This is a genomic window from Micromonospora sp. NPDC050784, assembly GCF_044456765.1.
Taxonomy (GTDB): Bacteria; Actinomycetota; Actinomycetes; order Mycobacteriales; family Micromonosporaceae; genus Micromonospora; species Micromonospora foliorum.
Genome location: NZ_JBITGG010000014.1, coordinates 96,535 through 114,569 on the forward strand (window position 1 = coordinate 96,535; position 18,035 = coordinate 114,569).

General features: G+C 71.3%; 16 protein-coding genes. 4 read left to right on the forward strand and 12 right to left on the reverse strand.

Annotated elements, in window-relative coordinates:
- Nucleotides 1-3: 3 nt before the first annotated feature.
- Complete coding sequence (locus ACIBD9_RS20115; RefSeq protein WP_396719657.1) at nt 4-1,014, reverse strand: mechanosensitive ion channel family protein; 1,011 nt, start codon at nt 1,012-1,014, stop codon at nt 4-6.
- A gap of 227 nt (nt 1,015-1,241) precedes the next feature.
- On the opposite strand from ACIBD9_RS20115, the gene ACIBD9_RS20120 reads away from it, so the two are divergent.
- Complete coding sequence (locus tag ACIBD9_RS20120; RefSeq protein ID WP_396719659.1) at nt 1,242-1,586, forward strand: hypothetical protein; 345 nt, start codon at nt 1,242-1,244, stop codon at nt 1,584-1,586.
- A 21-nt stretch (nt 1,587-1,607) separates the two neighbouring features.
- On the opposite strand, the gene ACIBD9_RS20125 is transcribed toward ACIBD9_RS20120, so the two are convergent.
- The 11 genes from ACIBD9_RS20125 to ACIBD9_RS20175 form a co-directional block, all read right to left on the reverse strand.
- Complete coding sequence (locus ACIBD9_RS20125; RefSeq protein ID WP_396719661.1) at nt 1,608-3,260, reverse strand: serine/threonine-protein kinase; 1,653 nt, start codon at nt 3,258-3,260, stop codon at nt 1,608-1,610.
- Nucleotides 3,261-3,328: 68 nt separating this feature from the next.
- On the reverse strand, nt 3,329-4,057 hold the full coding sequence (locus ACIBD9_RS20130) for an anti-sigma factor domain-containing protein (RefSeq protein WP_396719663.1): 729 nt from the start codon (nt 4,055-4,057) through the stop codon (nt 3,329-3,331).
- Nucleotides 4,054-4,671 carry a sigma-70 family RNA polymerase sigma factor gene (locus ACIBD9_RS20135; protein WP_396719822.1) on the reverse strand — a complete coding sequence of 206 codons (618 nt, stop codon included), beginning with the start codon at nt 4,669-4,671 and terminating at the stop codon, nt 4,054-4,056. The genes ACIBD9_RS20130 and ACIBD9_RS20135 overlap by 4 nt, the downstream gene beginning before the upstream one ends.
- Nucleotides 4,672-4,731: 60 nt before the next feature.
- Nucleotides 4,732-5,475 carry a class F sortase gene (locus tag ACIBD9_RS20140; RefSeq protein ID WP_396719665.1) on the reverse strand — a complete coding sequence of 248 codons (744 nt, stop codon included), beginning with the start codon at nt 5,473-5,475 and terminating at the stop codon, nt 4,732-4,734.
- Nucleotides 5,435-6,223, reverse strand: a complete 789-nt coding sequence (locus ACIBD9_RS20145) for a hypothetical protein (protein WP_396719668.1) — start codon at nt 6,221-6,223, stop codon at nt 5,435-5,437. Before ACIBD9_RS20145 ends, ACIBD9_RS20140 begins: the two co-directional genes overlap by 41 nt.
- 135 nt (nt 6,224-6,358) lie before the next feature.
- Nucleotides 6,359-7,939, reverse strand: coding sequence for a molybdopterin-dependent oxidoreductase (locus tag ACIBD9_RS20150; protein WP_396719670.1), 1,581 nt, complete (start codon nt 7,937-7,939; stop codon nt 6,359-6,361).
- A 2-nt stretch (nt 7,940-7,941) separates the two neighbouring features.
- Complete coding sequence (locus ACIBD9_RS20155; RefSeq protein WP_396719672.1) at nt 7,942-8,580, reverse strand: fasciclin domain-containing protein; 639 nt, start codon at nt 8,578-8,580, stop codon at nt 7,942-7,944.
- Between the two features lie 166 nt (nt 8,581-8,746).
- Nucleotides 8,747-9,670, reverse strand: coding sequence for a serine hydrolase (locus ACIBD9_RS20160; RefSeq protein WP_396719675.1), 924 nt, complete (start codon nt 9,668-9,670; stop codon nt 8,747-8,749).
- Nucleotides 9,663-10,277, reverse strand: coding sequence for a hypothetical protein (locus tag ACIBD9_RS20165; RefSeq protein ID WP_396719677.1), 615 nt, complete (start codon nt 10,275-10,277; stop codon nt 9,663-9,665). The genes ACIBD9_RS20160 and ACIBD9_RS20165 overlap by 8 nt, the downstream gene beginning before the upstream one ends.
- Before the next feature lie 146 nt (nt 10,278-10,423).
- The gene (locus ACIBD9_RS20170; protein ID WP_396719679.1) at nt 10,424-10,924 is read right to left on the reverse strand and encodes a SigE family RNA polymerase sigma factor; all 501 of its coding nucleotides are present in this window, start codon (nt 10,922-10,924) and stop codon (nt 10,424-10,426) included.
- On the reverse strand, nt 10,917-11,801 hold the full coding sequence (locus ACIBD9_RS20175) for a hypothetical protein (RefSeq protein ID WP_396719681.1): 885 nt from the start codon (nt 11,799-11,801) through the stop codon (nt 10,917-10,919). Before ACIBD9_RS20175 ends, ACIBD9_RS20170 begins: the two co-directional genes overlap by 8 nt.
- Before the next feature lie 461 nt (nt 11,802-12,262).
- On the opposite strand from ACIBD9_RS20175, the gene ACIBD9_RS20180 reads away from it, so the two are divergent.
- From ACIBD9_RS20180 to ACIBD9_RS20190, 3 genes are all read left to right on the forward strand, one after another.
- Nucleotides 12,263-12,517, forward strand: a complete 255-nt coding sequence (locus tag ACIBD9_RS20180) for a three-helix bundle dimerization domain-containing protein (protein ID WP_387174962.1) — start codon at nt 12,263-12,265, stop codon at nt 12,515-12,517.
- A 247-nt stretch (nt 12,518-12,764) separates the two neighbouring features.
- A complete protein-coding gene (locus ACIBD9_RS20185; RefSeq protein ID WP_396719683.1) occupies nt 12,765-16,679 on the forward strand; it encodes a Pls/PosA family non-ribosomal peptide synthetase in 3,915 nt (1,304 codons plus the stop codon).
- On the forward strand, nt 16,676-18,016 hold the full coding sequence (locus tag ACIBD9_RS20190; protein WP_396719685.1) for a M1 family metallopeptidase: 1,341 nt from the start codon (nt 16,676-16,678) through the stop codon (nt 18,014-18,016). The genes ACIBD9_RS20185 and ACIBD9_RS20190 overlap by 4 nt, the downstream gene beginning before the upstream one ends.
- Nucleotides 18,017-18,035: the final 19 nt, after the last annotated feature.

Sequence of the window (18,035 nt, forward strand, 5' to 3'; positions counted from 1 at the left end):
TGGTCAGGGTTGGTACTGACTGCGGGTGCGGGGCAGCCACTGGGGATGGTGGTCGCGCAGGTAGCAGATGAGTCCCTCGCGCAGGTCGCAGCGCAGGTCCCAGGCGCTGGCGCCGTCGGCGGCCGAGGCCTGCACCTCGACGACCACCGTCTGCGGGGTGGAGTCGACCATCTGGAGCACCCACTGGTCGCGATCCCACAGTGGCGAGGACTCGACCAGCCGGCGTGCCTCCCGGCGTAGGTCGGTCAGATCGGCGGTGTGGTCGACATGAATCTGGACTTTGCCGACGACCCGAGACTCGTTGCGGGTCCAGTTCTGAAACGGCCGCTCGGTGAAGTACGTGGTCGGCAGGATGAGCATCCGCTCGTCCCAGAGCCGGATCACCACGTTTGTCAGCTTCACCTCCTCGACCCGGCCCCATTCGCCGTCCACCACCAGCACGTCGCCCACGTGCAGACCGTCGGCGAAGGCGACCTGGACACCGGCGAACGCGTTGCCGAGCGCGGTACGGGCGGACAGGCCGATCAACGCGCCGACCACTCCCGCCGACGTCAACACGGAGACGCCGAAGAGGCGTACCGGCCGGAAGGTGATCAGGATCAGGCCGATCGCGACGATCGTGACCACGGCGACGGTGAGCCGCCGCATGGGGCGGATCTGGGTGCGAGCCCGCCGGACCCGCCGACTGGCGACCGCGTCATCCCGCAGTCGGCTGAACGCGACCCCCTCGGCGACGTGCAACGCTTTGATCACCAACCATGCCCCGGACACGACCAGGGCCACCAGGACGACGTGTCGCAGATGACCCTGCCATCCGGCCGGCCCCAACGGCAGCACGTAGTTCAGCGCCCCGACCAGCAGGACCGCTGCCGCCGGGCGGCGGCAGGCGCGCCGCATCGGCTCCAGTAGCCACTGGTAACGGCCATGGGCTACGCGGCGGACCAGCACGCCGGAGATTAGGTCCACGACCACCGCCGCCGCCAGCGTGGCTACTACGATCAACGCGGTACGCATCAGAGGCCGTTCACCGTAATCCCGACGCCAGCTTCCCCGGGCTCCCTGCCCAGTCCACGTGCCCAGGGTGCCATCCGACCTGGTGATGGGCGGCGAAGATGGCAAACAACCCCCGACGGCCAGCGGGCCGGCGGCCCATCCGATTTCGCCCCGAGGACACTTTTGCCGCCCTATTCTGACCTCATCCCGGCCGGTCGACGCCGGGTCCGAGTCGGGGGATTGAGACCTTGAAAGAATCTGACGGTGCGGACAAAGGCTCCATGCCAGGCGGCGGGTCGTTCGACTTCTTTGTTGTCAACATCTCCAGCGAGACACTGACCGGAAACGTCACCTGGACCGGCGGCAGCAGGTCCGAGAGCCTTGACGTCGACGGCTTGGCGCCCGCCACCATGTCGCAGTTGCAGTCCTTCTCGCCGCAGTCCGGCAAGAACGACTACTGGCAATGGTCGGAAAAGGGCGAGCAATATAAGCTCAACGTGTACGACAAAGACCGCTACGCCGCCGTGATTATCAGCGACTACGGCATCGGCGTTCTGGTGACCAACACCAGCCCCGGCACCTGGGCCTGGTGACGCGATCTGAACGGGAGAGCGTCAGTCTCGGCGGAAGCTTGCCAGGGCTAGTCGTTGGAAAGTCTCGGTCTCGTTCCACTGGCTGTCCTGGGTGATCCAGGACAGGCTGTAAGCGCGGATCTTGTCCTCGTTGACCACCAACCGGCGGACGTGCAGCCGCTCACCGCCGGCCTGATCGCAGGTGTACTCCCACTCCGCGGCGCCGCCCGGGCGGATGACCGGCCCGATGCTGATCTTCTGGTAGCCGAGCAGCGCCCCGCTGTTCAGCGCGTCGCGCTCCGCGGCCTCCCACCGCTTCGACGGTACGGACGAAGCTGTGGCGGCGGGGTCGGCTGCGATGGCCCGCACCTCGGCGGGGTCGCGGAAGCACACCAGCGCTCCCTCGGTGTGCCGGGTCCATCCCTCGGGCACCGCCAGCAGAAAGCCGGTGGGGTCCTGGTGCCACGCCCACCCGTTCGGCAGGGCATACGGCAGCGGCACGCCGGGCTCCTGCAGAGGCTCGGCCGCACTGGAGGCGGCCTCGTCCAGGCAAGGGTGAGCCGGCGGCGCCGCCGCGGTCGACTCCCCCGCGCCGGCCGCCGCGCCGCCCGGTTCGGCCACCGGAAGGCTGTCCTGGCCGCGCAAGCCGCCCATCACGGCGCCGGTTGCCGTGACGACGACGGCCACGACCGCCAGCAGACCGACCACGGCGCCGGCGAACGCCCAGCCGGTCGTCCGATCGCGGGTGGTTGGCGCCAGAACCGGAATGACCACGGTGGTTGCCGCGTCCGCGGCGATTGGGACCGTCGGCCGACGGCGCGCGGTGGCGCGCACAGCCCGCCAGCGGCGCGCTCGGGACGTCGGCACGGGCTCGATGGGTACGGTCGCCGCGGCCACCTGCTCCAACTGGTCGCGGGCCTCCCGCGCGGACAGCCGTTGGCGGGGGTTGCGCAGCAGGAGCCCGGTGATCACGGGTTCGAGCGGCCGGGCGGTCATCCGGTCCGGCGTCTCGGTGGCCAGGGCGGCAAGCGTGGCCAGGGTCGAGGGCCGATCCCACGGCGGGCGGCCCTCCGCGGCCAGGTAGAGCGTCGCGCCGAGGGCCCACAGATCGGTGGCGGGGGTGGATCTCCCGTCGCGGGCACACTCCGGTGCGACGTACTGGACCGTCGGCAGGGTCGCCCTGGTGACGGTCGCCGGATCCCGGGTGTCGAAGATCGACAGACCGAACCCGGCGAGCATGACCCGACCGTCGTCGGCGAGCAGTACGTTGTGCGGTCGGACCTCCCGATGCATCATTCCCCCCGCGTGGGCGGCACTTAGTGCGGCGATCAGGTGCAGGCCGACCCGCGCCACCTCGACCGGTGCCAGCGGACCGTCGGTGGCAACCACCTCGGACAGGGAACGGGAGGGTACGTGCTCCATGACGAGCCACAGGTATCCGTCGGTGCTCAGCACGTCCCACACCCCGACCACACCTGGATGATCCAGACCGGCCAAACCGCGTACCTCCGCGAGCGTTCTGTCCCGCAACCGGGACCGCTCGGCGTCGCTCACCCATCCCGGTAGAGCGATCTGCCTGAGCGCGACGTGCCGGTCGAGCACCTCGTCGCGGGCCAGCCAGACGCGCCCCGGGGCCGCGGTGTCCCCCGTCAGCAGGAGCCTGCGGTACCGGCCGGCGAGCAACTCGTCATCCATGTGAGTGATTCGGAGCGGTCCGCCGTCCGGATGGGTGGAGGTGACGGACCGGCCCGGCCCGGCTGCGCTCAGCTCAGCTCGACCGTACCCACGATCCGGGTGGGGGCTGCGGAGCCACCGACGGGCTCGTTGGACACGCCGAACGTGCCCGCGTCGGAGACCGGGCCGATGACAATTGTCGACGCCCTGTCGCCCTCGGCGAGCTGTCCCACCTTACGGGGCTCGCTGCCCCGGATGAGCCAGAGCTCGTAGATCCGCCCGGCACCGGGCGCGGGCAGGTCGCGCAGCAGCACCACACCGCGGTCGCGGTCGCGGGAGACCACCACGGTGGCGGCGCCACCGGGCTGCAGCGGCCGCTCGAACACCCGGGCGTCCGGGGCGTCCAGGACGGCGGCGATCTGCCGGGCCTGCTCGCTGCTGGCCTGCTCGTCGCTGATCCGGTCGTTGCTGACGGTCCAGGTGACCGCGCTCGCGCCGCCGGCCACGAGGACGGCTGCGGCGGCGGCCACGGTGAGCTGCCGCCACCTGCCTGCCTGCCGTCCGCCGCTGGCACCCGCGGCGTTGACGCGCAGCTGCGGGGTCCGGGCCGCCTGGGCGAGGGTCCGCTCCCGCAACCCCGGCGGGGTCGCCTCGATGACGGTGTCGTCGGCGAGGCGCGCGACGGTCTCCCGTAACTCGGCCACCTCGACGCGACACGGTTCGCACTCGGCCAGGTGCCGCTCGAACGCAGCCCGCTCGACGTCGTCGACCGCGTCCAGGACGTACGCACCAGCGAGGGTGTGAACATCGGCGCTCATGCCCGTCCCTCCATCTCGATGCCCAGGCAGTCGCGCATCCGGATCAGCCCGTCGCGCATCCGCGTCTTCACCGTCGGCAGCGGTGTCTGCAACTTCTCGGCGACCTCTCGGTAGGTGTGACCGCCGTAGTAGGCCAGGGTCACCGACTCCCGCTGCACCGGCGTCAACCGGCTCAGGCACCGGCGGACCTGTTCCCGCTCCAACCGGGCGGTGACATCCTCCACCACCTCGTCGTACGGGACGTGCGTCTCGCTCGCGGCGACCTGCTGGGTGCGGTTGGTGTGGGCCTGTTCGGAGCGCACCCGGTCCACCGCGCGGCGGTGCGCCATGGTGAGGATCCACGCCGAGGCGGAGCCGCGGCCGGCGTCGAAGCGGCCGGCGGTGCGCCACACCTCGACCATCACCTCCTGCGTCACCTCCTCCGCCTGCGCCGGATCGCGGACGACCCGCCGGGCCAGGCCGAGGACCCTGCCCGCCATGGCGTCGTACAGCGTGGCGAACGCCGCCTCGTCACCCCGCGCCACCCGCGGCAGCAGCTCGTCGGCGTTCGGTGGGGTCGCGGTGTCCGGCGGCACCGGTCGCAACCGCCGCGCCTGTTCCGGGTCACCGCTCATTCTCGGCATGTCCTCTCCTGTGCGGGCGACGGTTTCGGTGTGCCGCCGCGTTCTCGGTGCTTAGGCGGGATGAGCGTGGGCCAGGCGCGCGTAGACGATGACATTGTCGCGGTAGTGCTGGGTGGTGTCGTCGAACTCGCCGCCGCAGGTGATCAGGCGTAGCGCCGCGTGGTCGGTCGCCCCGTACACCTCGGCGGTGGGAAAGCGGTCCTTGCGGTGCTGCTCGACCTTGGTGACGGTGAACGTCGCGGTGCTGCCGTCCTGACGGTCGACGGTGATCCCGGCGCCGACGGGCAGCTTGCCCAGGTCGAAGAACGTTCCGCGGCGGCCCTTCCAGTCGACGTGCCCGGCCAGCACGGCCGGGCCGAGAGCGCCGGGCATCGGTGCCTTGGTGAACCAGCCCACGTCGGTGGCGCTGTCCGGAACCTGCATCGCGCCGTCCGCCCGCAGGCCGAGGGGGACGATCGCGGCGGTGGCCTTCAGTGACGGGATCGACACCCGCGTCGGCGGCGATCCGGCCATCAGCGGTCCCGACGTCAACTCCCCCGGCCTGGTCGCCGGGACCGGCGACGCGTTGGCGGCGGGTGCCGCGGCGGACGCGTCGGGTCGGGGTGGGTCGCCGCCCCGGTTGGCGACCGCGACGCCGATCGTCAGGGCCGCCGTCACGGTGAGGATGCCGGCCGCCGCCAGGAGCGCGTGTCGCCCCCGGCGGCGGCCGGCCGGCAGTGGCGCGTCGCCGGTGTCCATCACGATCGCCGTCGGCTCAGCGCTCGCCGGCGAGCCGGCGTCGCGCGACGACCGCACCGGCGGCGCCGAGCAGCGCGAGGCCACCCACGGCGTAGATCATCATCGGCGATCCGCCGGAGGTGCTGCCGTCGCCGGTGGCGACACCCCCTGCGGGTACGGAGCCAGCGGCCGCGCCGCTGACCATGCCGCACGTCGCGGGGTCGGTGGCCTCGGCGGGGATGCCGTTGACGCCGACGGACTTGGCGAACGTCGACTCGCCGAGCGCTTCCAAGTCGTACTTGCCGTTCTTGTTGGCGTCGATGCCGTGCTGCACGAGGTGCAGGTCCTTCAGGTGCGCGATCGTGCCCGTGGGCAGGTCCGCGGCGGGGATGGTGCGCTCGTAACTGAGGTTGCCCCTCGCGTCGGCCGTGGGCATCCGGTCCACCGCCAGGCCGCTGGCCTTGGTCGTGTCACCGGTGGTGGTCAACGAGATGAAGATGTCCCCGTACATCTTGAGGCCCTCTTCGGTGCTGACGTAGCCGTTGCCGTTGGCGTCGGCGGACTTGTCCGGGCAGTGGAAGTCCATGCCGTTCGCGGCGCCGTGCACGTGCTGGGCGTGCGGCGAGTTCGGCGTCATGCCCTTCGACCGGATCATGACCTTCAGGTCGCCGCTGCTCGTCGCGGTCAACGTCGCGGTACCGGTCGCGCCGGTCTCGTTGAGGTCCTGCAACTGGACCTGCACGCTCTCGTCGGCGTGCGCGACGCCCGGAAACGCGAGGACCAGCGCGGCCGCGGGCACGGCAAGCAGGGCTCGGGACAATCTCACAACAAGTCTCCGTCTCCGCCGGGGTACGGCGTTGATGCTCAGGTGCTGTCGTGAGGGATTCGTCGCCTCCCGTCCACCGGATTGGTCCCGGCCCGGATTCTTTTCCGGGGTCCGGACGGCGACCCGTCGGCCGGGTCAGGTGATGGTGACGGTGGTGCTGTGCCAGCCGGTCGCACCGTCCGGGAAGGGCGCGGCCCGTTGGTCGGTCTGGGTGGTGCCGGTGGCGTCGGTGGCCCGTACCCGCAGGGTGTGGCTGCCGGCGGTGGCGTCCCAGCGGTAGGTCCACTGCCGCCACAGGTCCGGTGAGGGGCCGTCGGCGAGGCGGGCCTGCCGCCACGGCCCGTCGTCGATCTGCACCTCCACGGCGGTGATCCCCCGACGTTGCGCCCACGCGACACCGGCGATCATCACGGGGCCGGCGCGCCGTCGGGCGAAGGGTTTCGGGGTGTCGATGCGCGACGCGGTCTTGACGGGTGCCTCGGCGGCCCACCCGCGTCGCACCCAGTAGGGGTCGAAGGCGTCGAAGGTGGTCACCTCCAGGGAGGTGAGCCACTTGCACGCGCCGACGTACCCGTACAGGCCGGGGACGAGCATGCGGACGGGAAAGCCGTGCTCCAGGGGCAGGGCTTCGCCGTTCATGGCCACCACCAGGAGCGCGTCGCGACCGTCGAGGACCGCCTCGAGCGGGGTGCCGATGGTCATGCCCTCCACGGAACGGCTGACGAGCTGGTTCTGCCCGGCGCGGATGCCCGCCTCGCGTAACAGCGGCGCCAGGGGGATCCCCGTCCAGCGGGCGGTGCCGACGTAGGGGCCGCCGACCTCGTTGGAGACGCAGTTGAGGGTGATGTCGCGCTCCACCACGCCGCGGGCGAGGAGGTCGTCGAATGTCCAGGTACGGGGCCGGTCGACCGCGCCGTCCAGGGTCAGCCGCCAGGTTTCCACGTCGACCTGCGGAACGGTCAGGGCGGTGTCGACCCGGTAGAAGTCCCGGTTGGGGGTGAGGAACGCCGAGACCCCGTCCACGCCGGCGGAGACGCCACCGGGTAGCGGCGGCGCGGGTTGCGCTGGCGGCGGTATCCGAACGGCGGCGCGGGACCGGGCACCGACGGCGCTGCGACGACCGACGGTCTGGCCGATGGCTGCCGTGGCGCCGGCGGTGAGCGCTGTCCCCGCCGCCGTGGCCAGAAACTGGCGGCGGTTGAGCAGCCGCGGCCGACCCGGTCCCGGGCCCGGGACCGTCCGAGCGGCACGCGCCACCACCAGCATCGCGGCCATCCCGATGCCGGCGCCCGCCAGCACCGGCAGGACGTCCACCGGCGTCGCCGTCGGGCGGGACAGGACGGCCGCGACACCGACACCGGCGAACGCGGCGAGGCCGGCCAGACCGTAACGGCGTCGTCGTAACGTCGCCGCGCCGAGCAGGACCGCGCTCAGGGCCAACAGGGTGTAGACGCCGGCGAGGAGGGCGACCTTGTCGTTGGTGCCGAAGGTGCGGATGGCGAATGCCTTGACCGGTTGCGGTGCCAGGTCGACAGCGACACTGCCGACCGCCAGCACCGGATCGGCGGCCGTATTGACCAGCGCCGCGACGAGATGCGCCACGCCGAGGGCAACCCCGGCGCTCAGCACGCCGACGACGAGGCCGCGGACGGCGGGCACGCTCCGGGACGGCCCCGGCCGGCGAGTCGCCGGCCGGGGCTCGTTGGTGGTGGACACCATCAGCTCTTGGGCATCAGGACGCTGTCAACGATGTACACGGTGGCGTTGGCCGTCGAGACGTTCCCGCAGACCACCATCGAGGTGCCGTTGACGGTGAACGACGTGCCACCACCGGTCACCGTGACGTCGTCGCCCTGCAACGTCTTGTGGGTGCCGGCCAGGGTGTCCGGAGACAACTGGGTCGGCACCACGTGGTAGGTCAGGATCTTCTTCAGCATGGCGTCGTCGGCCAGGACCTTGTCCAGGTCAGCCTTCGGAATCTTGGCGAACGCGTCGTTGGTGGGCGCGAACACCGTCACGCCCTGCGCGCCGTTGAGTGAGTCCACCAGGTTGGCCTTCTTCACCGCCGTCACCAGCGTCGACAACAGCGGGTTACCGGACGCGGCGGTGGCCACCGGCACCTTTGCCATCGCCTCGAAACTTCCCGGGTTGGACGGATCGATCGGCACCGCCGCGCAGCCCGAGCCGAACTGACCCGACATCATCATCGACGGCGACGCCGAGACCATCGGCGCGCTGGCCGACGTGCTCGGCGCGCCGCTCGCGCCGCTGGCGGTGCCCTCGGTGTCGGTGCCGCCGCAGGCGGACAGGGCCAGCACCGCGACTACGCCGACCGTGGCAAACAGGCGCCGCTTCATACGAACTCCTCAGATGCTTGTACTCAATTGCTGCTGTCATCAGGCATTCGAGGCCGACCCGCAGACGGATGGGTACAAGATCTGAGTTCTTTTACTGCCGACGGTGACGAGCGCCCCGGCCCGGGCAGGTCGACCAAACCACGGTCGGCCTGCCCCGACGTCGGGTCTACCCCGGGGAAGGACCGTCGCCCGCTGTGGCGGCGCGCATCTCCTTGAGCACGTACGTGGCGACCTTCTCGACGACGCGGATGCCCTCCTTCTGGCTCACGTGATGGTCGGAGAGCACGGCGATCAGCCAGTCATGACGGGCCTCGACGATGCGTCCGATGCTGTTGACGAGCCAGCGGCCGCCGTCGACGTCAACGGTGTCCCAGCCGTTCTTGACGTACACGGAACGATTGCCCGGCTCCCGCGCGGCGGTGACTCCCCATCGTTGCTCGGGGATCACCTTCTTCATCAGGTCCATGACGAAAGCACGGTCCTGCGGGGTCAGCGGTCCCGTCGGCGACGTCAGCGCGGTCAGCAGGCGCAGCTGGTCGGCAGCCGTGGTCGTGGTGAGCCCCCAGTGCGGGTTGGGTTTGGTCTCCCGCAGACCGAGTGCGCGGTTCGCGGCGGTGAGGCCGCGCGAGCCCTCGATCCGCTGCCACAGGGCGACCGCCGCGTCGTTGTCACTGGACACGATCATGGCCTCGGCCCACCGTCGGGTGTCAGCACCCAGGGCCTTGCCCGGCGGTCGCTGGCGCAGCAGAAGGGCCGCGAGGATGTTGACCTTGACGATGCTGGCGGTCTCGAACCGTCTGCTGCCGACCGTCACCGCAGCCGTTCCCTGTCGATCCAGTGCCGCGACCGCCACGCGGCCGTCGTACCGCTGCAGGTAGGCCTTGATGCGCGTTGTCGCCTGCTCGATCCGGTCGACGGCTGGCGTCGTGGGGACCGGCTGGGCAGGGGACGAACTGCGCGATGGGCCGGCTCCGTCGCCGGAGCCACCCCGCGTGGCACCGAAGGCCGCCGTCGCGACGCCGGCGAGAGACAAGGTGACCGCGGAGACGACCCAGCGGCGGGGCAGCGGCCGACCTCCCCCCTCAGCCAAGACGGGCCACCGCCTTCGCCGCGATCGCGTCCACCGCAGCCTGGCTGCCCGAGTCGGGCAGCCTGACCGTCGAGACCGTCTCGCCTCGTCTCAGCAGCACGACGTACGTGACGGTATCCGGGAGTTCGGCATGCGCGATGCGTCCTCGAATGAGCATGCCGACGCCCTCCAGATAATGTGGATCGACGACGTCGAACGAGACCTGCGATCCCAGCACCAGGTAGCTCGCACACCGCAGGAGGACCTGACGGACGTCGTCGACATTCCGCTCGGCCCATCCAGGCTCGTACGTCTCCACCACGTGGTGGGCCGGCGACGAGCCGTCGGACGGCCGGTAGGAGCGCTGCACGGCAGCGCGCCGATGCGACTTGGCCGGGTAGTCGCTGCTCTGATAATTGGGGCAGCTGTCCTGCTCCCACGGCCAGGGCGGCAGACCGGTTCGAGCCTCGTCCTCATGCCAGCCCGAACCCAGATCGCCCGCCCCCAGCAGCATGCTCGAATCGGCCCGTTCCGCGGTTGCGGCGTGTCGTTCATCGGGGCCGACGTCGGGCTCCGACCGATGACAGCCCGCGGCCATCACCGCCAACGCCAACAGGACCGCCGGCACGACAGCGAGCGAGCCTCGGCCTCTGCCGCGGCTCCGGCCTCGGCACCTTCTGCTGCTCGATACGGACACCGAAAACCTCCCCAAACGCAGACAGTTGCCACCGACACCACCGGGATCCGCCGCACCCCGGCCGCCGACGGGACCGGTCAATGGCGTTCCTCGGCGAACAGCTCGGAACGGGTCTCGCCGAGCAACTCGCGCAGGCGGTTGAGGGAGCGCATGCTCTGGCTCTTGACGACGGCGGTGGAGACGCCGACAACCTCGGCAGTCGTCTCCACGCTCAGGTCGTCCCAGTAGCGCAGGACGATGATCGCCCGATCCCGTAGCGGCAGGGTGGCGACCGCGTCCAGCAACGTCATGCGCAGCTCGGCCGGATGTTCCTCGCCCCGATCCGGGGGCGCCGACATCGCCAACTCGCGGCTGGAGCGCCGCCGCTGCTGGTCGATCATGCAGCGCAGCAGTACCTTGCGGGCGTACGCGTGGGGGTCGTCGGCCCGGCGGACCCGCCTCCAGTGGGCGTACACCTTGGCCAGCGTCGTCTGGGTGAGGTCCTGGGCGAGATGCCAGTCGCGGCACATCAGGAACGCGGCGTCGCGCAGGCGGCCAGCGGCCGCCTGCGCGAACTCCACGAAGTCTTCGTCAGCCATTCGACCGGGCCAGCGTCGGGAACCTCTTGGCACCGCTGATGACGAACTCGGCCGGCAGTTTTGTCCCCCAGCTCGGGTTGGCGGCGATCGAGGTCGCCTCCTTCACGGAGAGGACGGGCGCTGCCGGCGACGTCCCCTTGCCCTCCCAGACCAGACAGGTGGAGATCATCAGATCGACCTGGAGGCCACCGCCGTGGTGCACGGTGACCACCTTGTTCCGCACGCAGTCGTCGGGTACTTCGGTCAGCTCCACCGTCCCCGTGGGCGGGTCGCCGCCGAGGTTGTCCTGGTAGATGGAGAGCCGCACCATGCCCGGTCCATCGCCTCGATCCAGGAAGAGCTGGACGTACGGCATGCCGGGACCCGCCCCGCCGCTCTGCAGGTTCGCGAAACCGCTGGTGTCCCCCTTGGGCAGAAGGCGGCCCAGCAGATCCAGAGCGCCCTGCGGTGTGGCGGTCAGCAGCTCGCCGTCCGGCTCCGGCCTCATCCTCACGGTATCGATCACCGTGGTCGGCGGCACCGGCCGATAGGGGTCTCCTCGCGGATCCTCGTCGGCGCCCCCCTCGAACCGGCCCGGAGCGGCGCTGTCCGGGACCCCAGCCGGAGACGGTGTGGCGGTGTCGACCGACCCACCCGGCGAACCGACACTCAGCCCGCCTGGCTGACCGGCGTCATCCGCACCGACGCCGAACGGCCCGGCGGCCAGGCCGATCACGAGCAGCACCGCCAACGCCGATCCGCCGGCGCCGAACTGCGCCAGACGGCGCTGGCGGCGCAGCCGGCGGCCCTGCACCACCGACTGCTCGACCAGGTCACCCAACGGCGGCGCAGGGTGTCGGGCCAGGTCGTCCCTGAAACGCCCACGAACGTCGCCCATGTCCCCTGCCCCCTCCTCGGCCCGACCGCCCGCGGTGGCGATCCGTCACCTGACTGACGGGTCGACCGGCCGGTTTGGTTACCGATTTTGGGCGCGAATTTTCAACCGCTCCTGACGGCTACCGCGGTCCTTTCAGCACGTGAGCGGCCAGATCCGTAGCGTCACGCTTCTCGGGCAGAGCGCTACGCCGGAAGGGCGGACAGCCGGGGTCGGACACCGCTTCGAGGCCCGTGCGCCGGCTCACCGTCACCGCCGGCCTGGGACATGCAGTGCGCTGTTCGGAATCGCGGATGACGCGAGCCGGTTGGAGCACAACCCGTACGGCATCCTAGGAGGTTAGGTTGTTGGATGGCCGCTTGGTGGACAGCGCCGGAGGTGAACTTTGCGCGAACGAATGAGTGCCGAGCGGATGTTCGGGGCAACCATCGTCAAGACACAGAGGACGACAGGCGAGGTGTGTGATGACCGAACCCGCAGCCACCGGCGGTCTCGTTGACCCGGAGATCGCCCTACAACGTCAGGTCGAGACACTGAAACAACGCTTCCCGGACGCCGACGACGCTGAGCTTTCCGCCCGCGTCCACGAAACGCACGCGCGGCTCAAGGACGAGGCGACCGTCGACTCGCATCTTGTCGCCCTGACCGAGAAGCAGGTGACGGAGGATCTGCGCAGCGGCGGCGGGACCGTTCACATCCGCAGCGACGACACTGCCTGAGTAGGCACGCGAAGTCGTCGGCCGCCTCCGTAGGTGCAGAGGGCTGCGGCATCGGTGTCGGTCGGTTGGCGGCATGTCGCAGCGCTCGACGCCCCCCGCAACGGGTCGCTGTGGTGGTGGACACGAAGCCGTTGCTTACCCGCCTTCTCGACCGGGTGCGACGTAGCGTTGAGGGCTGCCCAGGGCGGGTCCGCATGCCGCACGCCTGGTTGACGCCGATCCGTGAGGTGAAGATGGTGAACGCCCGGTGCCCGTGACGAGTGATCTGCAGGTGGTCGCGCTACCTCCGGTAGCCACCGCACCGGTGACCCCGGCGGTGTTCCGATCCCCCTCGGCCCCGGCCCGCCGCACGCTTGTCGACATTCTCGACGACTCCGTACGCGCGCACCCCGAGGCTCCTGCCCTCGACGACGGCGCTACGGCGCTGACGTACCGCGACCTGGCCGACCAGGTCGAGGCCGTACGGAGGTCGCTCTCCGGGCACGGCATCGGTGTCGGGGACCGGGTGGGCGTCCGGATCTCCTCCGGTACGGCCGAGCTGTACCTGGCGATCCTCGGCGTTCTCGCGGCGGGCGCGGCCTACGTGCCGGTCGACGCGGACGATCCGGAGGAACGCGCCGAACTCGTCTTCGCCGAGGCGGGAGTCGTGGCGGTCCTCGGTGACGGGCTGACGGTGTCGTTGCGCCGTACCCCCGCGGGTCGGACCGGCCCGCCCGGCCCGGACGACGACGCCTGGATCATCTTCACCTCCGGCTCGACGGGCACCCCGAAGGGGGTTGCGGTCAGCCACGGGGCGGCGGCCGCTTTCGTGGACGCCGAGGCGCGGTTGTTCCTCGCCGACGAGGCCAGCGAGGCGATCGGCCCGCAGGATCGGGTCCTGGCCGGGCTGTCGGTGGCGTTCGACGCGTCCTGCGAGGAGATGTGGCTGGCGTGGCGGCACGGCGCGTGTCTGGTGCCGGCCGCGCGGTCGCTCGTCCGCAGCGGCGTCGACCTCGGTCCGTGGTTGGCCGAGCAGCGCATCTCGGTGGTGTCGACGGTTCCGACGCTCGCCGCGCTGTGGCCGGTCGAGGCGCTGGAGGAGGTCCGGCTGCTGATCTTCGGTGGGGAGGCCTGCCCACCGGAACTCGCACAGCGCCTGGCCGTCGAGGGCCGGGAGGTCTGGAACACGTACGGGCCGACCGAGGCGACCGTGGTCGCCTGCGCCGCGCGGATGACCGGCGAGGGACCGGTACGCATCGGGCTGCCGCTGGCCGGCTGGGAGCTCGCCGTGGTCGACGGCTCCGGCACTCCGGTGGCGATGGGCCAGACCGGCGAGCTGGTGATCGGTGGGGTGGGGCTCGCCCGCTACCTGGATCCGGGCAAGGACGCCGAGAAGTTCGCGGCGCTGCCCGCGCTCGGTTGGCAACGGGCGTACCGCAGCGGGGACATCGTCCGGGCGGAGCCCGAAGGGCTCCTGTTCGTCGGCCGCGGTGACGAGCAGGTGAAGCTCGGCGGACGCCGGATCGAGCTGGGTGAGATCGACGCCGCGCTGCAGGCGCTGCCCGGCGTCGCCGGTGCCGCCGCAGCGGTGCAGCGCACCGCCGCGGGCAACCAACTGCTGGTGGGGTACGTGGTTCCGCACGACGGCGTCGCCTTCGATGCCGCGACGGCGGCGCTGCGGATCCGTGAGCAGCTGCCGGCCGCGCTCGTGCCGCTGCTGGCCGTGGTGGACGCGCTGCCGACCCGGACGTCCGGCAAGGTGGATCGGGCCGCGCTGCCCTGGCCGCTGGCCACCGCCGAGAACGCAGCGGGTGAGCTGACCGCGACGGAGGAATGGCTCGCGGGCGGTTGGGCGGAGATTCTCGGTGTACGCCCCACCGAGGCGGACGCCGACTTCTTCACCCACGGCGGCGGCAGCCTGAACGCGGCGCAACTGGTGGCATGGATCAGGCGCCGGCACCCGCGCGTCTCGGTGGCCGACATCTATCTCCACCCGAAACTGTCGCGGCTCGCGGCCGTGCTCGACGCGCTCGACACCACGGCGGCGACGCGACGAGAGGTCCGGCCGGCGCCGAGGCGCGCCGGGCTGATCCAGGCCGCGCTGATGGTGCCGATGCTCGCGCTGGTCGGGCTGCGCTGGCTGACCGTCCTGGCCGCCCTCGGCAACGTCCTCGTCCTGCTCGCGCCGGCGCCCTGGGCACCTGCCGTGTCCTGGTGGTGGGTGGCGCTGGGCTGGCTTCTGCTGTTCAGTCCGCTGGGCCGGATCGCCCTGGCCGCCGCGGGAGCGCGACTGCTGCTGCGCGGTGTACGCCCCGGCAGCTACCCACGCGGTGGCGGCGTGCACCTGCGGGTGTGGGCCGCCGAACGCCTCGCCGAGCTGACCGGTGCCACCAGCGTCGCCGGAGCATCCTGGATGATCACTTACGCCAGGGCTCTCGGCGCACAGATCGGGGCCGACGTCGACCTGCACTCCGCGCCGCCGGTGACCGGCCTGCTGAAGCTCGGCCGCGGCGCGGCGATCGAGCCGGAGGTCGATCTGTCCGGCCACTGGGTCGACGGTGATGTCGTCCGCATCGGCAGGGTTCGCGTCGGTGCCGACGCCCGGGTCGGATCCCGCAGCACCCTGATGCCGGGCGCTCGGATCGGCAAGGGCGCCCGCGTCGCCGCGGGCTCGACGGTGGCCGGCGCCGTACCGGCCAACCAGCGGTGGGCGGGCTCCCCCGCCGCAGCCGCTGGCAAGGACTCGGACGGGTGGCCCGGGCAGCGTCCCCCTCGGTCCCGGATGGGGGCACGCCTCTGGCCGCTCGCGTACGGGATGACCGCCCAGGTGCTGGGGTTGGTTCCGGTCGTGGCCGCCCTGCCGGCGCTCGCCCTGCTCGGCTGGACGCTCGCCGTCCGACCGGCGGTCGGCGCCGTGTTGGCCGCTGTCGCGGTGGCGACCGTTGTCTACGTCGTGGGCTATGCGCTGCTGGTGCTCGGGGCCGTCCGGGCGCTGAGCATCGGCCTTCGCGCCGGGTACCACCCTGTGCAGGGGCGGGTGGCGTGGCAGGTGTGGACGACCGAGCGGCTGATGGGGATGGCCCGGGTCGGGCTGTTCCCGCTCTACGCCAGTCTTTTCACGCCGGTGTGGTTGCGGTTGCTGGGCGCGAAGGTGGGGCGCGGGGTGGAGGCGTCCACCGTGCTCGCACTGCCGGCGATGACCACTGTCGCCGACGGGGCCTTCCTGGCCGACGACACCATGGTGGCGACATACGAGTTGAGCCACGGGTGGTTGCGGGTAGCCCCGGCCCGCATCGGTAAGCAGGCGTTCCTCGGCAATTCGGGAATGGCGGCGCCCGGGCGTTCGGTGCCGAAGCGTGGGCTGGTCGGGGTGTTGTCGTCGGCGCCGTTCAAGGCGAAGAAGGGTTCGTCGTGGCTCGGCGCGCCGCCGATGCCGCTGCGCCGGACCGTCGAAGCCGCCGACACCAGCCGCACCTTCGACCCGCCGCTCCGGCTGAAGCTGGCACGGGCCGCGATCGAGCTGTGCCGGATCGTGCCGGTGATGTGCGCCGGCGCACTGGCGATCGGCGTCCTGGCCGTACTCGCGTTCGTCTGGCGGGCTGCCGGGTGGTGGGCGGCAGCGCTCGCCGCCGGGCCGGTGCTGCTGGGCGCGGCGATCGTCGCCGCCGCCATCGCGACGGCCGCGAAGTGGCTGCTGGTCGGGCGCTTCCGGGTGGCCGAGCGGGCGCTGTGGACCTCCTTCGTGTGGCGCAACGAGCTGGCCGACACGTTCGTCGAGGTCCTTGCCGCGCCGTGGTTGGTCCGCTTCGCGACCGGCACGCCACTGCTGACGGCGTGGCTGCGCACGCTCGGTGCGAAGATCGGCCGAGGCGTCTGGCTGGAGACCTACTGGCTGCCCGAGTACGACCTGGTGCGCCTCGGCGACGGCGCGACGGTGAACCGCGGTTGTGTGGTGCAGACCCACCTGTTCCATGATCGTGTGATGAGCATGGACGTGGTGACACTGGGCGCGGGAGCCGCGCTGGGCCCGCACGGCATCGTCCTGCCGGGCGCGAGCATCGGGGCGCGGACCACCGTCGGGCCCGGTTCGCTGGTGACCCGCGGCGACGCCGTGCCGTGCGACAGCCGGTGGTTGGGTAACCCGATCACCACCTGGGCGGCGCCAGCGGCGCGGTCGGCGTGAATCCGAAGGCGTCGGCGTCGGGCGGCGCAACGCCCGGCGCCGGTCGCTCCAGCGACTCCTACCTGCCCGAGCACGGCAACGGCGGCTACCGGGTGCTGCACTACGACCTCGAGCTCGACTACCGGGTCGTGTCGAACCGTCTCGGTGGCCGGGCGGACATCACCGCGGTGGCCGGGCAGTCGCTGTCGCGGTTCACCCTCGATCTCGGTCGGCTCCGGGTCCAGGACGTCCGGGTGGACGGGCACCCGGCGAAGTACCTGCACCGGCCGAACAAGCTGCAGATCAAACCCGAGCGGCCGATCGCCGCCGGGGACACCTTCCGGGTGGAGATCCGGTACGCGGGAAAGCCGGTGCCCATCTCCGGCCGGTGGGGCGAACTTGGGTGGGAGGAACTCACCGACGGGGTACTCGTGGCCAGCCAGCCGAACGGTTCGCCGTCCTGGTTTCCGTGCGATGACCAGCCCGGCGCCAAGGCCACCTTCCGGGTGACAGTGACGACCTCCTCCCCGTACACCGTCCTGGTGACCGGTGATCCCGTGCTCCAGCGGCGAGGCGCGGGCAGCACGACCTGGGTGTACGAGCGGCGCGAGCCCACCTCGCCGTACCTGATGAGCGTCCAGATCGGACGTTACGAGGTGGTGGACCTGGCTGTCGGTGAGGTGGTGCAGCGCGCTGCGATCCCGCCCGCGCTGCGCCGGAACGTCGCCCACGACTTCGGTCGGCACGGTGAGATCATGTCGGCGCTGCAGCGGCTCTTCGGGCCGTACCCGTTCCGGGAGTACGTCGTGGTGGTCGCCGACGACGACCTCGACGATCCCGTCGAAGCGCAGGGCATGGCCGTCTTCGGACGGAACCACGTCGACGGACGGCGCACGCACGAGCGGCTTGTCGTGCACGAACTGGCCCACCAGTGGTTCGGCAACAGCCTCACGGTGGCGGACTGGCGGCATATCTGGCTCAACGAAGGCTTCGCCACGTACGCCGAGTGGTTGTGGTCCGGTGTCTGCGGCGACCTACCGACGGACGCCCTGGCCGCGCGGTGGTACGCGTGGATCGCGGACCGCCCCCGGACCGTCATCGTCGCCGATCCCGGCGTCGACCGGATGTTCGACCCGCTGGTCTACAAGCGCGGTGCGCTCACGGTGCACGCCCTGCGGAAGCGGGTCGGGGACGAGTCGTTCTTCGCGCTCCTGCGAGCCTGGGTCGCCGAGCACCGGCACTCGACGGTGACGAGCGAGCAGTTCCGGCTGCACGCCCAGCGCTTCGCCCGCGCGCCCCTGGACGATCTGTTCGATGCCTGGCTCGACAGCCCGACGCTGCCTCCGCTACCTCGCTGACCACGCCGGGGCGCGACCA